This is a genomic window from Streptomyces sp. LBL, assembly GCF_029893585.1.
GTDB lineage: Bacteria > Actinomycetota > Actinomycetes > Streptomycetales > Streptomycetaceae > Streptomyces.
This window is the reverse complement of record NZ_JARXYX010000050.1, coordinates 45,287-61,059: the sequence shown is the minus strand read 5'-3', so window position 1 is coordinate 61,059 and position 15,773 is coordinate 45,287. Positions and strand designations below refer to the sequence as shown.

Sequence of the window (15,773 nt, the reverse complement as noted above, 5' to 3'; positions counted from 1 at the left end):
CCGGACTTGAATCCGCGACGCTCCGCGTCGCCACCATCAGATTCGCCTCACCACCGGCCTGAAGGCCGATGCACTGCGAATGAATCCCGGTAGCCGGGGCGAGCGACAGGGGGCGAGTGGTTGGCGCTCGGCCTGGGTCTGGCCGGGGCGGTGGTCGCTGTCAGTGGGGGCGGCTACCGTGCCGGACATGGACCAGATGGACCAGCCGAATCAGGGGGACCGGGGGGACCGGGGGGACCGAGGGAAGCAGCTCGGTCGGCGGGAGCGGGACATCCTCGCGCTGGAGCGGCGCGGCTTCAGCGGGCCCGGAGCCAAAGAGCGGGCGATACGCGAGAAGCTGGGGCTGGCGCCGGTCCGGTACTTCCAGCTGCTGAACGCTCTGCTGGACGATGAACGGGCGCTGGCGTTCGACCCCGTGACGGTGAACCGGTTGCGACGGGTACGGGAGGCGCGGCGCGGCGAGCGGTAACGGTCGGGCGCCCGGGAGCCGGCACTCGGCACCCTCCGCTCGGCACCCGGAGTCGAAAAGGCTGACGCTCGTCGCGAATGCCTGCGCGCATCGCGGATAAGGTCGATCCATGGGCAGCCACGAGACGCACTCCACGGAAGCCACAGAAGCCAGGGGAGCCACAGAAGCCACGGCCCCCCTCCCCGCTCCCGCGACGGCGGCGGGCCGGGACGGGCTGGACGCCATCCTCAGCCGACCCTCGCGGGCCGTGATCGCGCTCGACTTCGACGGGACGCTCGCGCCGATCGTGGCGGACCCCGAGCAGGCCCGGGCGCACCCGGACGCGGTACCCGCGCTCGCCGCGCTCGCGCCGAAGGTCGCCGCCATCGCCGTGGTCACCGGCCGCCCGGCCGGCGTCGCGGTGCGCCACGGCGGCTTCGCCGGGGTACCCGGCCTGGAGCACCTCGTCGTCCTCGGCCACTACGGCGCCGAACGCTGGGACGCCGTCACCGGCACGGTCAGCGCCCCCGCCCCGCATCCCGGCGTCGCCGCCGCCCGCGCCGAACTGCCCGGCTTCCTCGACCGGATCGGGGCCTGGCAGGGCACCTGGATCGAGGAGAAGGGCTGCGCGGTCGCCGTCCACACCCGTCGGGCCAGCGACCCCCAGGCCGCCTTCGAGGCCCTGCGCGCCCCGCTCACCGACCTGGCCGCCCGGCACGGCCTGATCATCGAACCCGGCCGCATGGTCCTCGAACTCCGCCCGCCCGGCATGGACAAGGGCGTCGCCCTCCTCGAATACGCCCGCGAGATCTCCGCCGAGGCCGTCCTCTACGCCGGCGACGACCTGGGCGACCTCCCCGCCTTCGCCGCGGTCGAGAAGCTCCGCTCCGACGGCACCCCCGGCCTGCTCGTCTGCAGCGGCAACGACGAGGTCACCGAACTCAGCGAGCGGGCGGACCTGGTGGTGGCCGGCCCGGAGGGGGTCGTGGACCTGCTGCGTGGGCTGGCCGCCCAGGTCAGGTCGTAGACCTGCCGCATGACCGGCCGCCCGGTCAGCCAGTCCTGAAGAATCCTGACGGGTTCTGAGGGTGTTGTTCAGCCGGCCCTGAGCCCTGAAGACGCTCAGCCGGCCCTGAGGGCGTTCAGCTGGTCCAGGAACCACTGGGCCGGCGGAAGTGCCGTCGCCGCCGCGGCGAGTCGTTTCGTCCGCTCGGCCCGCTCACCCTCCGGCATCGTCAGCGCCTGACGCAGCGCGCGGGCCGTGGCGACCACGTCGTACGGGTTCACCGCGAGCGCCTCCTCGCCCAGCTCCTCGTACGCGCCCGCCTCCCGCGACAGCACCAGTACGCACCCCTCCTCGGAGACCACCGGCACCTCCTTGGCGACGAGGTTCATGCCGTCCCGCACGGGGTTCACCAGCGCCACGTCCGCCAGCCGGTATGCCGCCAGCGACCGGGCGAAGTCGTCCTTCACATGCAGCACGACCGGCGTCCAACCCGGCGTCCCGTACTGCGCGTTGATCTCCTCCGCCAGCCGCTGCACCTCGGCTGTGTAGTCGCGGTACACGGCGAGGTCCTGGCGGGACGGGTAGGCGAACGCCACGTGCACCACCCGCTCACGCCACTCGGGGTGGTCGTCGAGCAGCTGCCGGTACGCCAGCAGCCCTCGCACGATGTTCTTCGACAGCTCGGTCCGGTCGACCCGGACGATCGTCCGGCGCGCAGCGCCGTCGGGCGTCGTGCCGATCTCTTCCCGCAGCGCGACGATCCGCTCGTTCACGTCCGCCTCGTGCGCACGCTCGCGCAGGAAGTCCGCGTCCGCGCCCAGCCCGTGCACTCCGACCCGCGTACCCCCGAGCCCCCCGGCGAACTGCTCCGCGCACGCGGTGAACGCGTCCGCCCAGCGCTGGGTGAGGAAGCCGAGCCGGTCGGCGCCCAGCATGCCGCTCAGGACCTGTTGCGCCACGTCGTCCGGCAGCATCCGGAAGTACTCCGGCGGCGCCCACGGCGTGTGCGAGAAGTGGCCGATGCGCAGGTCGGGGCGCAGCTCGCGGAGCATGCCCGGCACCAGGGTGAGGTGGTAGTCCTGGACGACCACGGCCGCGCCCTCAGCGGCCTCTTCCGCCAGCGCCTCGGCGAACGCGCGGTTGTACGTCTCGTACGACGCCCACTGCCGCCGGAACTCCGCGTCGAAGACCGGCTCCAGCGGGATCTGGTAGAGCATGTGGTGGACGAACCACAGCACCGAGTTGGCGATGCCGTTGTACGCGTCGGCGTGCACGTCGGCCGGGATGGCGAGCATGCGCACGCCCGCCTCGCCGACCCCGCGCCGGACCGCCTCGCGGTCGCCGTCGCCGAGCGCCGAGCACACCCACAGGGTGCCCGCGTCGGAGCCGATCGCCGACAGGCCCGAGACCAGCCCGCCGCCACCCCGTTTGGTGTGGAGCGAGCCGTCCTCGCGCACGTCGTACGAGACCGGGCCGCGGTTGGACGCGACCAGCACCTGAGCTGCACCGTCGGTGGACGCCATACGCCCAACCTAGCCCGGCCCGGAACCACTCAAACGTACGGGTGCCCTCCGCGAGGGACCGGGTACACCCCGTCACGCGACCTTGCGCGCCGCGTACTCGGCGATCTCCGCCATCGGCGGCCGTTCCTCCGTGTCCACGGAGTACGTACGGGGTTCGAATCCGTCCTCGCCCCGTTCGAACTGGGTGAGGGAGGGCCGGATCAGGTGGCCGCGGGCCAGCCGGAGCTGGGCGGTGCGGTAGATGGCGGCGGACATCCGGCCCAGCGCCTGACCGTCCTGGTGGCGGTGCTTGCGCACGCCGACATCGACCTGGGCGAGGGCGTCCAGGCCGACCAGGTGCAGGGAGTCGATCAGCATGCCCAGCTCCACCCCGTATCCCACCGGGAAGGGCAGCTGTTCCAGGAGTGAGCGGCGGGCCGCGTACTCGCCGCCCAGCGGCTGTACGAAACCGGCCAGCTGCGGCCAGTGCATGTTCAGCAGCGGGCGGGCCATCAGCTCGGTGACCCGCCCGCCCTGCCCGGCTGCGCCGGCCAGGGGACGGTCGTACATGCCCTTGACGAGGGCCACCCCGGGGTCGGTGAGCAGCGGCCCCACGATCCCGGAGACGAAGTCGGAAGAGAACTCCTTCAGATCCGCGTCGATGAAGCAGACGATGTCGCCGCTGGTGACCAGGAGCGAGCGCCACAGCACCTCGCCCTTGCCGGGGACGGCGGGGATGCGGGGCAGGATGTCGTCGCGATGGACGACGCGCGCCCCGGCGGCGGCGGCCACCTCGGAGGTACGGTCGGTCGAGCCCGAGTCCACGACGACGATCTCGTCGACGAGCGGGACCTGCTGCACGAGGTCGTGACGGATCACGGCGACGATGTCACCGACCGTCTCCTCCTCGTTCAGCGCGGGCAGTACGACACTGACCGACTGTCCGGTGGCGCGTTTCGCGGCCAGGATCCGGTGGAGCGGGCGATCGGTCCCGGACCAGGAGCGGGTGCTCAGCCAACGCTCGACTTCATTCAGCACGGTGCGCGGCTCCTCTGCGTTCTCTCGGCGAGCGAGTGATCCATGGACCTCTGGTGGAACATGTGATCCATCTCGCGGTTCGGACGGCTCTCTCAAACTGTCCTGGCCTTCGGTTACAGTCTTGAACAACGCTGATGACCATCGCATGTCAGGGTCGGCGTTCCGTTTCAACGATCAACAACTACATACCGCTCATCCAGAGGGGCAGAGGGATACGGCCCGTTGAAGCCCCGGCAACCCTCCAGCCGGTCTCGTAGCGATCACTGTCGATCGTTTCCGCGAGGCTCCCCGGCTAGGGAAGGTGCCAAATCCGTCTCACGGCGAGATGCGTCGTGAGGAAGATGAGGAGAAAGGGCCTCGCCTCACATGGCTGCGCAGACTGTTGCAAACACCGCGGACAGCACCGTCAACACCACCGGCTCCCCCGTCGACCTCGGCCCCGCCGCCGCGCTGAGCTGCCGCGAATGCGGTCACCGCGTGCCCCTCGGCCCGGTCTTCGCGTGCGAGGAGTGTTTCGGTCCGCTCGAGATCGCGTACGACTTCTCGGCCTACGACACCGAGGAGCTCCGCAAGCGGATCGAAGCGGGACCCTCGAACATCTGGCGTTACGCGCCCCTGCTTCCCGTCCCGGCCGACGTGGCCACCAAGCCGAACATCAACCCCGGCTGGACCAAGCTCGTCAAGGCCGACAACCTCGCGCGCGAGCTCGGGGTGACCGGTGGGCTGTATGTGAAGGACGACTCCGGCAACCCGACGCACTCCTTCAAGGACCGGGTCGTCGCCCAGGCCATCGAGGCCGCGCGCGCCTTCGGTTTCACCACCCTCTCCTGCTCCTCCACCGGCAACCTCGCCGGTGCGGTGGGCGCCGCCGCCGCCCGCGCCGGCTTCCGTTCCTGCGTGTTCATCCCGCACGACCTGGAGCAGGGCAAGGTCGTCATGGCCGCGATCTACGGCGGCGAACTCGTCGGCATCGAGGGCAACTACGACGATGTGAACCGCTTCTGCTCCGAGCTGATCGGCGACCCGGCCGGCGAGGGCTGGGGCTTCGTCAACGTCAACCTGCGGCCGTACTACGCCGAGGGCTCCAAGACGCTGTCGTACGAGATCTGCGAGCAGCTCGGCTGGCAGCTGCCGGACCAACTGGTCGTGCCGATCGCCTCCGGCTCCCAGCTCACGAAGATCGACAAGGGTCTGCAGGAGCTGATCAAGCTGGGGCTCGTCGAGGACAAGCCGTACAAGATCTTCGGTGCGCAGGCCGAGGGCTGCTCGCCGGTGTCCGTGGCCTACAAGGCCGGGCTCGACGTGGTCCGGCCGCAGAAGCCGAACACCATCGCCAAGTCGCTGGCCATCGGCAACCCGGCGGACGGGCCGTACGTCCTCGACATCGCGCGTCGTACGGGTGGTGCGGTGGAGGACGTCAACGACGAGCAGATCGTCGACGCGATCAAGCTGCTGGCCCGCACGGAGGGCATCTTCGCGGAGACCGCCGGTGGCGTGACCGTGGGTGTGACCAGGAAACTGATCGAGAACGGTCTCCTCGACCCGACGAAGACCACGGTCGTCCTGAACACCGGTGACGGTCTCAAGACCCTCGACGCGGTGGCCGGCACCGGCCTGACCGCCACGATCCGTCCGAACCTCGAATCCTTCCGAGAGGCTGGCCTCGCATGAGCGTGACCGTCCGCATCCCCACCATCCTGCGCACCTACACCGGCGGCAAGGCCGAGGTCGCCGCCGAGGGAGCGACCCTCGGCGAGGTCATCGGCAACCTGGAGAAGAACCACACGGGGATCGCCGCCCGCGTCCTCGACGACCAGGGCAAGCTGCGCCGGTTCGTCAACGTGTACGTCAACGACGACGACGTCCGCTTCGAGCAGGGCCTGGAGACCGCGACCCCGGACGGTGCCGGTGTCTCCATCATTCCGGCCGTCGCCGGCGGCTGATTATTACCTTCGGTAACTTCAGTTACCGAGAGTCCACCGAATTGCCCCCTCCGTGAGAGAAGCGGAGGGGGCAATTCCATGTGGTTGAGCGCGGTACAGTTGGGGAAGGCGCCGCCGCATAACAGGCTGGCAGCCCTGATTCCTGCCTTGCGCCGACAAGATATAGCCAAAGTGTGCGCCTCTTTCGCGCCTTTTGTGGGCTTCCCGGGGCCCGACTTGCCCTGAATTCAGGCGAATTCTCGCCACATTCCGGATCGCGCACGTCCAGAATTCTCGTCCGACTGACCTGTTGCAGACGGCAGTTGGGCGGATACATTCGGCCGCGGTCGACGCGTTCCGGCGCACACCCCCAATCGTGTGGGGGGTGAGGTCTGACCCGGATCCATGAAGTGTGGGTCTGTGCAAGGGCCAGTAATAGGGGAGTTAGGCATGGCTCAGGGCACCGTCAAGTGGTTCAACGCGGAGAAGGGGTACGGCTTCATCGCGGTCGACGGTGGTGCGGATGTTTTCGTCCACTACAGCGCCATCCAGATGGACGGGTACCGCACCCTGGAAGAGGGACAGCGGGTCGATTTCGAGATCTCGCAGGGTCAGAAGGGGCCGCAGGCGGACATGGTTCGTCTGGCGACCGGCTGAATCGCGCCGGGTAACTGCAGCGACGTTCTTCTGTTCTTATCCGAAGGGCTCGCACCTCTCACGGGGTGCGAGCCCTTCGGTGTGTCCGGGAGCGCGCTTCGGTGTGTCCGGGAGCGCGCTTCGGTGTGTCCGGGGCGCTCGCCTTTCGTGTGCCCTTCGGTGTGTCCGGGGTGCGGCGGACGCGCCCGGGGCGCGGTGGCGGGACGCTGTTCACCTGCGGATCCTTCCGAGGCGCTTGCACTCGGCATGGGCGAGTGCTAATCATTGGCGTTAGCACTCTGAAGGTGAGAGTGACAAGAAGGACCGAGTCGGTGAGGCCTGCAGGCCAAGTGGGGCAAGGAACCACGAGGCATGCGAGCCGTCCGTCGCGGGCGCGGGCGCGGTCCGAAGGAATCACCCCCAGTCCTGGAGGGACCACTTCACATGGCCAAGATCATCGCGTTCGACGAGGAGGCGCGGCGCGGCCTCGAGCGCGGCATGAACCAGCTCGCGGACGCCGTCAAGGTGACGCTCGGCCCCAAGGGCCGCAACGTCGTCCTCGAGAAGAAGTGGGGCGCCCCCACGATCACCAACGATGGTGTTTCCATCGCCAAGGAGATCGAACTCGAGGACCCGTTCGAGAAGATCGGCGCCGAGCTGGTCAAGGAAGTCGCCAAGAAGACGGACGACGTCGCCGGTGACGGTACGACCACGGCGACCGTTCTCGCCCAGGCCCTGGTCAAGGAGGGCCTGCGCAACGTAGCCGCCGGCGCCAACCCGATGGCTCTCAAGCGCGGTATCGAGAAGGCCGTCGAGGCCGTCTCCGGTGCCCTGCTCGAGCAGGCCAAGGATGTCGAGACCAAGGAGCAGATCGCCTCCACGGCCTCCATCTCCGCCGCCGACACGCAGATCGGCGAGCTCATCGCCGAGGCGATGGACAAGGTCGGCAAGGAAGGCGTCATCACCGTCGAGGAGTCCCAGACCTTCGGTCTGGAGCTGGAGCTCACCGAGGGTATGCGCTTCGACAAGGGCTACATCTCGGCGTACTTCGCCACCGACATGGAGCGTATGGAGGCGTCGCTCGACGACCCGTACATCCTGATCGTCAACTCCAAGATCGGCTCCGTCAAGGACCTGCTCCCGCTCCTGGAGAAGGTCATGCAGTCGGGCAAGCCGCTGCTGATCATCGCCGAGGACGTCGAGGGCGAGGCCCTGTCGACCCTGGTCGTCAACAAGATCCGCGGCACCTTCAAGTCCGTCGCCGTCAAGGCCCCGGGCTTCGGTGACCGTCGCAAGGCCATGCTCGGCGACATCGCCATCCTCACGGGCGGCGAGGTCATCTCCGAGGAGGTCGGCCTCAAGCTGGAGAACGCCACGCTCGACCTGCTGGGCAAGGCCCGCAAGGTCGTCATCACCAAGGACGAGACCACCATCGTCGACGGTGCCGGCGACAGCGACCAGGTCGCGGGCCGGGTCAACCAGATCCGCGCCGAGATCGAGAACAGCGACTCGGACTACGACCGCGAGAAGCTGCAGGAGCGCCTGGCGAAGCTCGCCGGCGGTGTCGCGGTCATCAAGGCCGGTGCCGCCACCGAGGTCGAGCTCAAGGAGCGCAAGCACCGCATCGAGGACGCCGTTCGCAACGCGAAGGCGGCCGTCGAGGAGGGCATCGTCGCCGGTGGCGGCGTGGCCCTGCTGCAGGCCTCCTCGGTGTTCGAGAAGCTGGACCTGGAGGGTGACGAGCTGACCGGCGCCAACGCCGTGAAGCTGGCCCTGGAGGCCCCGCTCAAGCAGATCGCCGTCAACGGTGGGCTTGAGGGCGGCGTCATCGTCGAGAAGGTGCGCAACCTGCCCGTCGGCCACGGCCTGAACGCCGCGACCGGTGAGTACGTCGACATGATCGCCGAGGGCATCATCGACCCGGCGAAGGTGACCCGCTCTGCGCTGCAGAACGCCGCCTCCATCGCCGCGCTCTTCCTCACCACCGAGGCCGTCATCGCCGACAAGCCGGAGAAGGCCGCCGCGCCCGCCGGTGGCGGTATGCCCGGCGGTGACATGGACTTCTGATCGACCTCTGGTTGATCATCGTCCTTACCGAGGGCGGCACTCCCTGGAAACGGGGGGTGCCGCCCTCGGGCGTTGTGGATCGTGCTTGCGGTTCATCGTAGTGGGCCGCGCTCGCTCACGGTTCATCGTGGTGCGGGTGGGCGGGCGTCGTGCGGGCGTGCGGGGGCCGTTCCCGTTCGCCCGCCAGGAGTGGCGGAGGCTCGTCATGCGGTCGTTCTCCGGACGGCCGTAGCGGCTCCGGGTGTCCGGGATCACAGCTTCCCCGGGGGAGTGGCGGAATGGCGGGGCCGGGCGCGGCGGTTGACCTGAACGGGGTGTCAATGCGTATGCACATACCGCCCGGAACGCCCCGATTGCTCGACGTCCCGTCCCCACCGACCTCTCCGAGGAGCCCCCTGCTGTGACCGCCACCGCCTCCCGCGCCGCCGACATCCTCTCCCGGCCGACCTCGATCAACGGCCTGACCGTCCCGAACCGTATCGCCATGGCGCCCATGACCCGCGCCCACTCCCCGGGCGGCATCCCGGGCGCGAACGTGGCCTCGTACTACGCGCGCCGGGCCGCAGCGGGCGTCGGCCTCATCGTCACCGAGGGCACGACCGTCGGCCACGACTCGGCCGGGCAGAGCGATGACATCCCGCGCTTCCACGGTGAGGAGCAGCTCGCCGGCTGGGCGAAGGTGGCCGAGGAGGTGCACGCGGCGGGCGGCACGATCGTGCCGCAGCTGTGGCACATCGGCATGGTCCGCGAGCAGGGCCAGCCGCCCTACGCCGACGCCCCCGCCGTCGGCCCCTCCGGCCTGCGACCCGGCGCCGACGAGCCCACCGGCAAGGCGATGACCCAGCGCGACCTGGACGACGTCATCGGCGCGTTCACGGAAGCGGCGGCCGCGGCGGAGCGCATCGGCTTCGACGGCGTGGAACTGCACGGCGCCCACGGCTACCTCATCGACCAGTTCCTGTGGGCGGGCACCAACCGCCGTACGGACGCCTACGGTGGCGATCCGGTGGCCCGCGCGAGGTTCGCGCAGGAGATCGTGGCGGCGGTCCGCGAGACGGTCTCCCCCTCCTTCCCGGTCATCTTCCGCTACTCGCAGTGGAAGATGGGCGCGTACGACGCGAGGCTCGCCGAGACCCCCGAGGAGCTGGAGGCCATCCTCGCCCCGCTCGCCGCGGCCGGCGTCGACGCCTTCCACGCCTCCACCCGCCGCTACTGGGTCCCCGAGTTCGACGGCTCGGACCTCAACCTGGCCGGCTGGTCGAAGAAGCTGACCGGCAAGCCCGTCATCACCGTCGGCTCGGTCGGCCTCGACGGCGAGTTCATCAAGGGCTTCCAGGGCGAGGGTGCCTCGGTCAAGGGCTTCGACGACCTCCTCGACCGTCTGGAGTCCGAGGAGGTCGACCTGATCGCCGTGGGCCGCGCGCTGCTCCAGGACCCGGAGTGGGCGGCGAAGGTGCTCGCCGGCCGCTTCGACGAACTGCAGCCGTTCGACGCGGCGGCGCTGGCGACGCTCAGCTGAGTCCCACTTCCGGCGCAAGGCATGGGTGACGACGTCATGGGCGACAACGTCATGGGCGGCACAACGTCATAGGTGACCACGTCATGGGTGGTGACCACGTCATGGGTGACAAGGTCATGGGTGCCAGCAATGATTCAGGCGAGCAACCATCGACCTGACGGCGAGGAGCGCCCACCGTGACGACAACCGAGGCCCGAAACCCAGAGGTGCGCACCGCGGCGGGCGCGGTGCGCGGGCGCCCCGAGGGCGGGTTGACCGTCTTCCGCGGCATCCCGTTCGCCGCCCCACCGGTCGGCGAGGCACGCTTCCAGGCGCCGCGCCCGGCCGAGGCGTGGGACGGCGTCCGGGACGCGTACGCTTTCGGCCCCCCGCCCCCGCAGGACGCGGGGGGCCTGGGCGGTGGCGTGGCACCGGGGGTACCCCTGGGCGACGACTGGTTGACGGTCAACGTCTGGACGCCCGACCCGGATCCGGCCGCCCACCGTCCGGTCATGGTGTGGATCTACGGTGGCGCCTACAAGCTCGGCCACACGGGCAGCCCCGGCTACGACGCCCACCGCATCGCGCGGGACGGCGATGTCGTGGTCGTCACCCTGAACTACCGCGTCGGCATCGAGGGTTTCACCCGCATCGAGGGGGCGCCCGCCAACCGAGGTCTGCTCGACCAGGTCGCCGCGCTGGAGTGGGTACGGGACAACATCACGGCGTTCGGTGGTGACCCCGGCCAGGTGACCGTCTTCGGCGAGTCGGCCGGCGCCGGATCGGTGGCGGCCCTGCTCGCCATGGAGAGCGCGTCCGGACTGTTCCGGCGGGCCATCGCCCAGAGCGTGCCGGGAACGTACTTCTCCGAGGCGCTGGCCCGTGACATCGCGACGGCGATCGCCGCGGAGGCGGGCCTGCGTCCGACGGCCGCCGACCTGTCTTCGATCGACCCGCGCCGGCTGACCTCGGCGGGCGCGGCACTGGGCGAGAAGATGCTCCAGTACGTGGACAGGTGGGGCCAGGTCGCTCCCACGGTGACCCCGTTCTCCCCGGTGGTCGACGGCGAGGTCCTGCCGGTCACGCCCTGGGCGGCGCTGAAGGCCGGGGCGGCCCGGGGCGTGGAACTGGTCGTCGGCCACAACCGGGACGAGTTCCGGCTGTTCCTGGCGATGAGCAGGCAACTGGGGAAGATCACGGAGGAGCAGGCGCGGGGGGCGCTGCGGATGTTCGCGCCGGGCGCGCCGGGCGGGGCAGGTGCGGCGGGTGAGCTGGGTAAGTCGGGTAAGTCGGGCGAGGACAGGTACCGTGCCGCGTTCCCCGACGCCTCGCCGGGTGAACTCTACGAACGCGTCCACACCGACTGGCTGTTCGGAATGCCGAGTCTCCATCTGGCCGAGGCGCAGCTCGTGGGCGGCGGCCGGGCCCATGTCTACGAACTGGCCTGGTCGGCGCCGGCCATTTCAGGCGCCATGGGTGCCTGCCACGGCCTCGACATCCCGCTGCTCTTCGGCACGTTCGGCGCCGACCTCGGCCTGCTGCTGTTCGCCGGGGAGGTCACGGCGGAGGCGGAGGCGCTGTCGGCCCGTTTCCGGCAGTCCTGGACGGCGTTCGCGAAGACCGGCGACCCGGGCTGGCCTGCGTATGACACCGAGGCGCGACTGGTGCAGGTGCTGGACGCGGAGCCGCAGGTCAGGGCGTATCCGGAGGAGGCTTCGATGCGGCTGTGGGAGGGGTACGAGTTCGCGGCGCTGCCTTTGCTGGGCTGAGGTCTCTACGGGTTGGGTGTCTACAGGTCGGGTGTCTCAGGTCGGGTGTCTCAGGTCGGGTGTCTCAGGTCGGGTGTCTCAGGTCGGGTGTCTCAGGTCGGGTCTCTACAGGTTGCCGAGCGGCTCTATGTCGACGCGTACCGGGGTGCCCCAGACACGCAGTACCTCGTAGTCGGTGAACTCGTGCACCAGCCGGTAGGCCATGGCGGCGCGAGGTCCGCGTCGCTGGGCGGCGATGTACAGCTCGGCCTCGTGCCGGTCCCGGCGCGGGGTCCCGCACAGTTGCCACACCTGTCCGTTCCACAGCTCCGGCAGCCACCGCTGCTGGGGCTGCGGCCGGTCCTCCCGTACGCCGTAGCGGGAGGGCTTGGGATCGGCGGAGTACGCGGGTTCGGGCCCGTTGATCTCGGAACGTCGGGCCGCCCGCCGACGGGTCTCGCACAACAGACACAGGTCGGGGGCGTTCTCGTCGACCGGCCCGTTGGGATGCTCCGGGCACCGGGTGGAGGGCGCGGCTCCGCTGACGCTGTCGTCCAGCAGGTTCAGGGCACGCTTGATGTCGGCCTTGACCTCGTGAAGCTTGGTGTCCGGGGTGTCGCCGGTCAGGGCGTCACCGTGTTCTCCGAGGACCCGGAGGGCGCGGCCCAGGGCGGTGAGTTGGGCGTGGTTCATGGGGTGCGGCTCCGGTCGTCGCGGGGGCCTTGGATTGGGCGTTGCATCAGCTTGTGCGGCCGACCTTCAGTACGTGGACGGTCACGGTGTCGCGTTCCGGTCGGTACGGCACGCGCACGCACACGCGCCGACTTCCGATGTGCAGTCGGTAGTACCGGAACCGCCGAGGGCTCGGGTACTACCGACTCGGTGCGGGGATTGTCGGCGAGTGCGCACTCCGCCGCGGCGGTCGCCTTGGCGCCCACGGGGTCGATGGCCCGGAGCCGCCGGAACTCGTTTCCTGGCGTGGTGTTCCCAGACCGCCGTATGTGTCACGAAGCGGCTTCCTGCCGGTCCGCTGCCTCCAGCTGAGCCGTGAACTCGTCGTGGGTCAAGGCAGGACCGGTTGCCGCCGCCTCGCGGGCCCGGGCTTCGGCGATGTCGGCCTCGCTGCGCAGCCGCTGAAGCTCTTCCAGCTCGCTTATCGGAATGAGCGCGGCGGCGGGCCTGCCATACTCCGTGATCAGGATGTGCTCCTGGCCGTGCCGGACCCGGCCGACCAGTTGGCCTAGCTGGTTGCGGGCTTCCACGAGTGGATATGTCTCCATATGAAGACTGTACACACCTGCGACTGTGTGCGATGAGTGCATGCGGCTTGCTGTCCTCTCCGTCTCGGGGCCCTCGTGGACCTTGGCTCCGCGGCCTGGACAACGACGTACGTGATCCCGTGATCGTTACCGGCTTCACCGCCACCCGCGCCCACACCCGGCCAGGAGGACGCCAACCGAGTCTTCGCCACCGGACGCGCACCGGTCGAACACGGCTTCGCCCACCTCTAGAACGGGCGGCCCCTCACCGAACTCCGCACCCACCCCGCGCGCGCCTTGTTCGTCCTGACGGAACCTCGAATTGAATCCTCCCCTCCCTGAAGGGAAGGGGATTCCTGGCTCAGGCAGCCTCCTGGAGCAGCGCTCCAGGAGGTCTTGCGCCCTCGGCACCAGCCGGGTTGAGACCAGCCCGGACGAGCATGACGCGTGCGGAGTTCTTGTCCCGTGGGGACACGGCTCCGCATGCGGTGCAGGTGTAGGTGCGCTCACCCAGGGGCAGTGCGTGCTTGGCTCTCGCAGCGCAGTGCCCGCAGTCCATCGTGGTGTACGCGGGGTGTACCAGGTGGATGTCCCGCCCGTGCTTGCGGCCCATCTCGGTCAGAGCGGCCTTGGTGGCGCCGATGGCGGCGTCGGCGGCCTTGCGGGCCATGGTGGTCTTGGCGAGGAACTTCGGGCGGAAGTCCTCGACCGCGATGGCGTCGTGGTCGCGGACCACCTTCTTGGCCCACTTACGGCCGGTGTCCTCACGCTGCCGCGCGACCTTCTTGTACGCCTTGGCCCGCAGCTTCTTCGCCTCGCGGTAGCCCTTCGATCCGGGCTGCCCCTTCTTCGGCCTGCGGCGGGCCATCATCCGGTCGTACCGGGTCAGCTTCACCCGGGCCTTGTGACCGTGCCCGGCATACGGCAGGTCGTGCGCGTCGGATGTGGTGGTCGCGGTCTCCCTCACACCCCAGTCGACACCCAGTACCCGCCCGGTCCTCGCCAACGGCTGCACCTCGGCAAGAACCACGAACGAGGCGTACCAGTGCCCGAGGCTGTCCTGGTACACACGCACCGAGGACGGCTCACCCGGCAGGTCCCGCGACCACACCACGCCCACCACGATGCCCCCGGCCAGGTGCAGCCGGCCATCCTTCAACCGGAACCCGCGCTGCGTGTAGTTGAGGGTCGCCAACGCCTCACGCTTGGTCTTCCACTTCGGCATCCCCGCCCGGTGCGCCATGGGCAGGCGCTCGCGAATGTCCTTGTGCGCCTTGGCACGGGAACGGCCGAAGTCGCGAATGACCTGCTGCTGGACAACCGAGGAACCCTCACGCAACCACGGCGTCATCCTCCGGGCCTCAGTCAGCATCCTGTCCAACTGCGCCGGACCGCACGTGGCCTTCTGACCGGTCGCCTTGTTGTGCAGGTGCACGGCCCTGGACTTGGCGACACATTCGTTCCACAGCCAACGGCACCGGTCCCACTCCCCCGCCAGAGCAGTGCGAGCGCTGGACGACACACGCAACCGGAACGTGTACCGGGCATGCCCACCCTCCACAGCCACCCCCACCTGCGCCATCTCGCCCCCTCACGGTTCCCGGGCCGGAACACTGTGTCGTCCCTGATCCTCCGAAGGACCGTATGTACGACCGCCGCACACCCGCACCAAAACCCACCGCCACCACCCTCACCAGCGACCACAGGAACACGCGTTCACATCACCCCGGCACCTCGGCGATGCCGACAGCGGTAAGGCGCGGGCCGGCCCTCGACGGTGACGCTTTCGACGTCCAGACCCTTGAGGTCCAGGTCGAAGGCCGTGAGGTCCTGGGTGGCGCGGGCGGTGACCACGGCCGTCCCGGACAGCCGGGCCGGGGACGGGTCGTAGGCGAGGGTGAGGTCGTAGTGCGTGACGTCGTAGCCGCCGTTGCCCGCCTTCGGGAAGTACGGGTCGCGGAGACCGGAGCCGCCGGGGCTGCCGTGGACTCCCCCGCCGCACGCGGTCAGGGCGAGGGCGAGAAGGAGCGACGTACAGGCCGGGACAACCGGTGCGGATCGGGACACGGCAGCGATCCTATGAGGAGCCGCGTGACACCATCACGTACGTGCTCGACATCGGCTACGCCCTCTCCAACCGCTTCCCGGACCCCCCGCAGACCGAATACCGCCGCGCGGACGTCCACGCCCTGCGGCACGACCTGTTCTGCGGTGACGTCTACCTCGCCGACACCAAGGCCGACCGGGAACTGTCCACATCCTGGGGATGGGTGCCGGTGCTCGACTTCGCGTGGGCGCTGTGCGACATCGTGGAACGGATCGACCGCGACCCGGCGGGCTCCCGCGCCGCCCGCCCCCAGCGCGCGGAACTGGACTTCACCGAGTCCACCGACCGCATGCTCTTCGAGCGCCGCTTCGGCTGGGTCGACATCGAGTCGGACTGGATGCCGACGGAGGAGCCCCCGCTGACCTTCTCCCACGCCGAACTCCGCCGCGAGTCCCGCGACTTCCTGCACGACCTGATCGCCGACCTGACCGACCTCCACGACGACCTGGCCGAGAACCCGGCGATCTGGACACTGCAGGCCCGCTTTCCCAGGGTGTCCTGAGGGCGGGGCCAGGGTGTCCCGAGGCAGGGGCGGGGAGTAC

The 15,773-nt window shown here is 69.6% G+C and carries 14 protein-coding genes, 1 pseudogene and 1 riboswitch; of the genes and pseudogenes, 9 read left to right on the top strand and 6 right to left on the bottom strand.

Features of this window, described 5'->3' with window-relative positions; translation table 11 throughout:
• Positions 1-196: 196 nt before the first annotated feature.
• Entirely contained in the window at positions 197-469 is a 273-nt protein-coding gene (locus tag M2271_RS39470; RefSeq protein ID WP_280892290.1) for a DUF3263 domain-containing protein, read from the top strand.
• Positions 470-578: 109 nt separating this feature from the next.
• Positions 579-1,475, top strand: coding sequence for a trehalose-phosphatase (gene otsB, locus M2271_RS39465; protein WP_280892288.1), 897 nt, complete (start codon positions 579-581; stop codon positions 1,473-1,475).
• 95 nt (positions 1,476-1,570) lie between these two features.
• Here otsB and M2271_RS39460 read toward each other — a convergent pair whose 3' ends face one another.
• Positions 1,571-2,977 (bottom strand): trehalose-6-phosphate synthase, encoded by a 1,407-nt coding sequence (locus tag M2271_RS39460; RefSeq protein ID WP_280892287.1) that lies wholly within the window; start codon positions 2,975-2,977, stop codon positions 1,571-1,573.
• Positions 2,978-3,049: 72 nt separating this feature from the next.
• The gene (locus tag M2271_RS39455) at positions 3,050-3,994 is read right to left on the bottom strand and encodes a glucosyl-3-phosphoglycerate synthase (protein ID WP_280892286.1); all 945 of its coding nucleotides are present in this window, start codon (positions 3,992-3,994) and stop codon (positions 3,050-3,052) included.
• A gap of 189 nt (positions 3,995-4,183) precedes the next feature.
• A riboswitch (SAM riboswitch) is annotated at positions 4,184-4,342 on the top strand.
• An 18-nt stretch (positions 4,343-4,360) separates the two neighbouring features.
• On the opposite strand from M2271_RS39455, the gene thrC reads away from it, so the two are divergent.
• From thrC to M2271_RS39425, 6 genes are all read left to right on the top strand, one after another.
• Positions 4,361-5,665, top strand: coding sequence for a threonine synthase (gene thrC / locus M2271_RS39450; RefSeq protein WP_280892285.1), 1,305 nt, complete (start codon positions 4,361-4,363; stop codon positions 5,663-5,665).
• Positions 5,662-5,937 carry a MoaD/ThiS family protein gene (locus M2271_RS39445; protein ID WP_280892284.1) on the top strand — a complete coding sequence of 92 codons (276 nt, stop codon included), beginning with the start codon at positions 5,662-5,664 and terminating at the stop codon, positions 5,935-5,937. Before thrC ends, M2271_RS39445 begins: the two co-directional genes overlap by 4 nt.
• Before the next feature lie 429 nt (positions 5,938-6,366).
• Complete coding sequence (locus M2271_RS39440; RefSeq protein ID WP_007493268.1) at positions 6,367-6,573, top strand: cold-shock protein; 207 nt, start codon at positions 6,367-6,369, stop codon at positions 6,571-6,573.
• Between the two features lie 423 nt (positions 6,574-6,996).
• Entirely contained in the window at positions 6,997-8,619 is a 1,623-nt protein-coding gene (gene groL, locus M2271_RS39435) for a chaperonin GroEL (RefSeq protein WP_280892283.1), read from the top strand.
• A gap of 400 nt (positions 8,620-9,019) precedes the next feature.
• Positions 9,020-10,138: an NADH:flavin oxidoreductase gene (locus tag M2271_RS39430; protein ID WP_280892282.1), complete on the top strand. Its 1,119-nt coding sequence runs from the start codon at positions 9,020-9,022 to the stop codon at positions 10,136-10,138.
• 176 nt (positions 10,139-10,314) lie between these two features.
• Positions 10,315-11,886, top strand: a complete 1,572-nt coding sequence (locus tag M2271_RS39425) for a carboxylesterase family protein (protein WP_280892281.1) — start codon at positions 10,315-10,317, stop codon at positions 11,884-11,886.
• Positions 11,887-11,991: 105 nt separating this feature from the next.
• Here the strand turns inward: M2271_RS39425 and M2271_RS39420 are convergent, their stop codons facing one another.
• From M2271_RS39420 to M2271_RS39405, 4 genes and pseudogenes are all read right to left on the bottom strand, one after another.
• Positions 11,992-12,558 carry a hypothetical protein gene (locus tag M2271_RS39420; protein WP_280892280.1) on the bottom strand — a complete coding sequence of 189 codons (567 nt, stop codon included), beginning with the start codon at positions 12,556-12,558 and terminating at the stop codon, positions 11,992-11,994.
• 311 nt (positions 12,559-12,869) lie between these two features.
• Positions 12,870-13,145 carry a type II toxin-antitoxin system Phd/YefM family antitoxin gene (locus M2271_RS39415; protein ID WP_280892279.1) on the bottom strand — a complete coding sequence of 92 codons (276 nt, stop codon included), beginning with the start codon at positions 13,143-13,145 and terminating at the stop codon, positions 12,870-12,872.
• A 340-nt stretch (positions 13,146-13,485) separates the two neighbouring features.
• Positions 13,486-14,706, bottom strand: coding sequence for a transposase (locus tag M2271_RS39410; protein ID WP_280892278.1), 1,221 nt, complete (start codon positions 14,704-14,706; stop codon positions 13,486-13,488).
• Positions 14,707-14,882: 176 nt separating this feature from the next.
• A pseudogene (locus tag M2271_RS39405) lies at positions 14,883-15,191 on the bottom strand (M1 family peptidase); the annotation flags it as partial.
• A gap of 41 nt (positions 15,192-15,232) precedes the next feature.
• Between M2271_RS39405 and M2271_RS39400 the strand changes: the two are divergent.
• Positions 15,233-15,733: a hypothetical protein gene (locus M2271_RS39400; RefSeq protein ID WP_280892277.1), complete on the top strand. Its 501-nt coding sequence runs from the start codon at positions 15,233-15,235 to the stop codon at positions 15,731-15,733.
• Positions 15,734-15,773 lie beyond the last annotated feature (40 nt).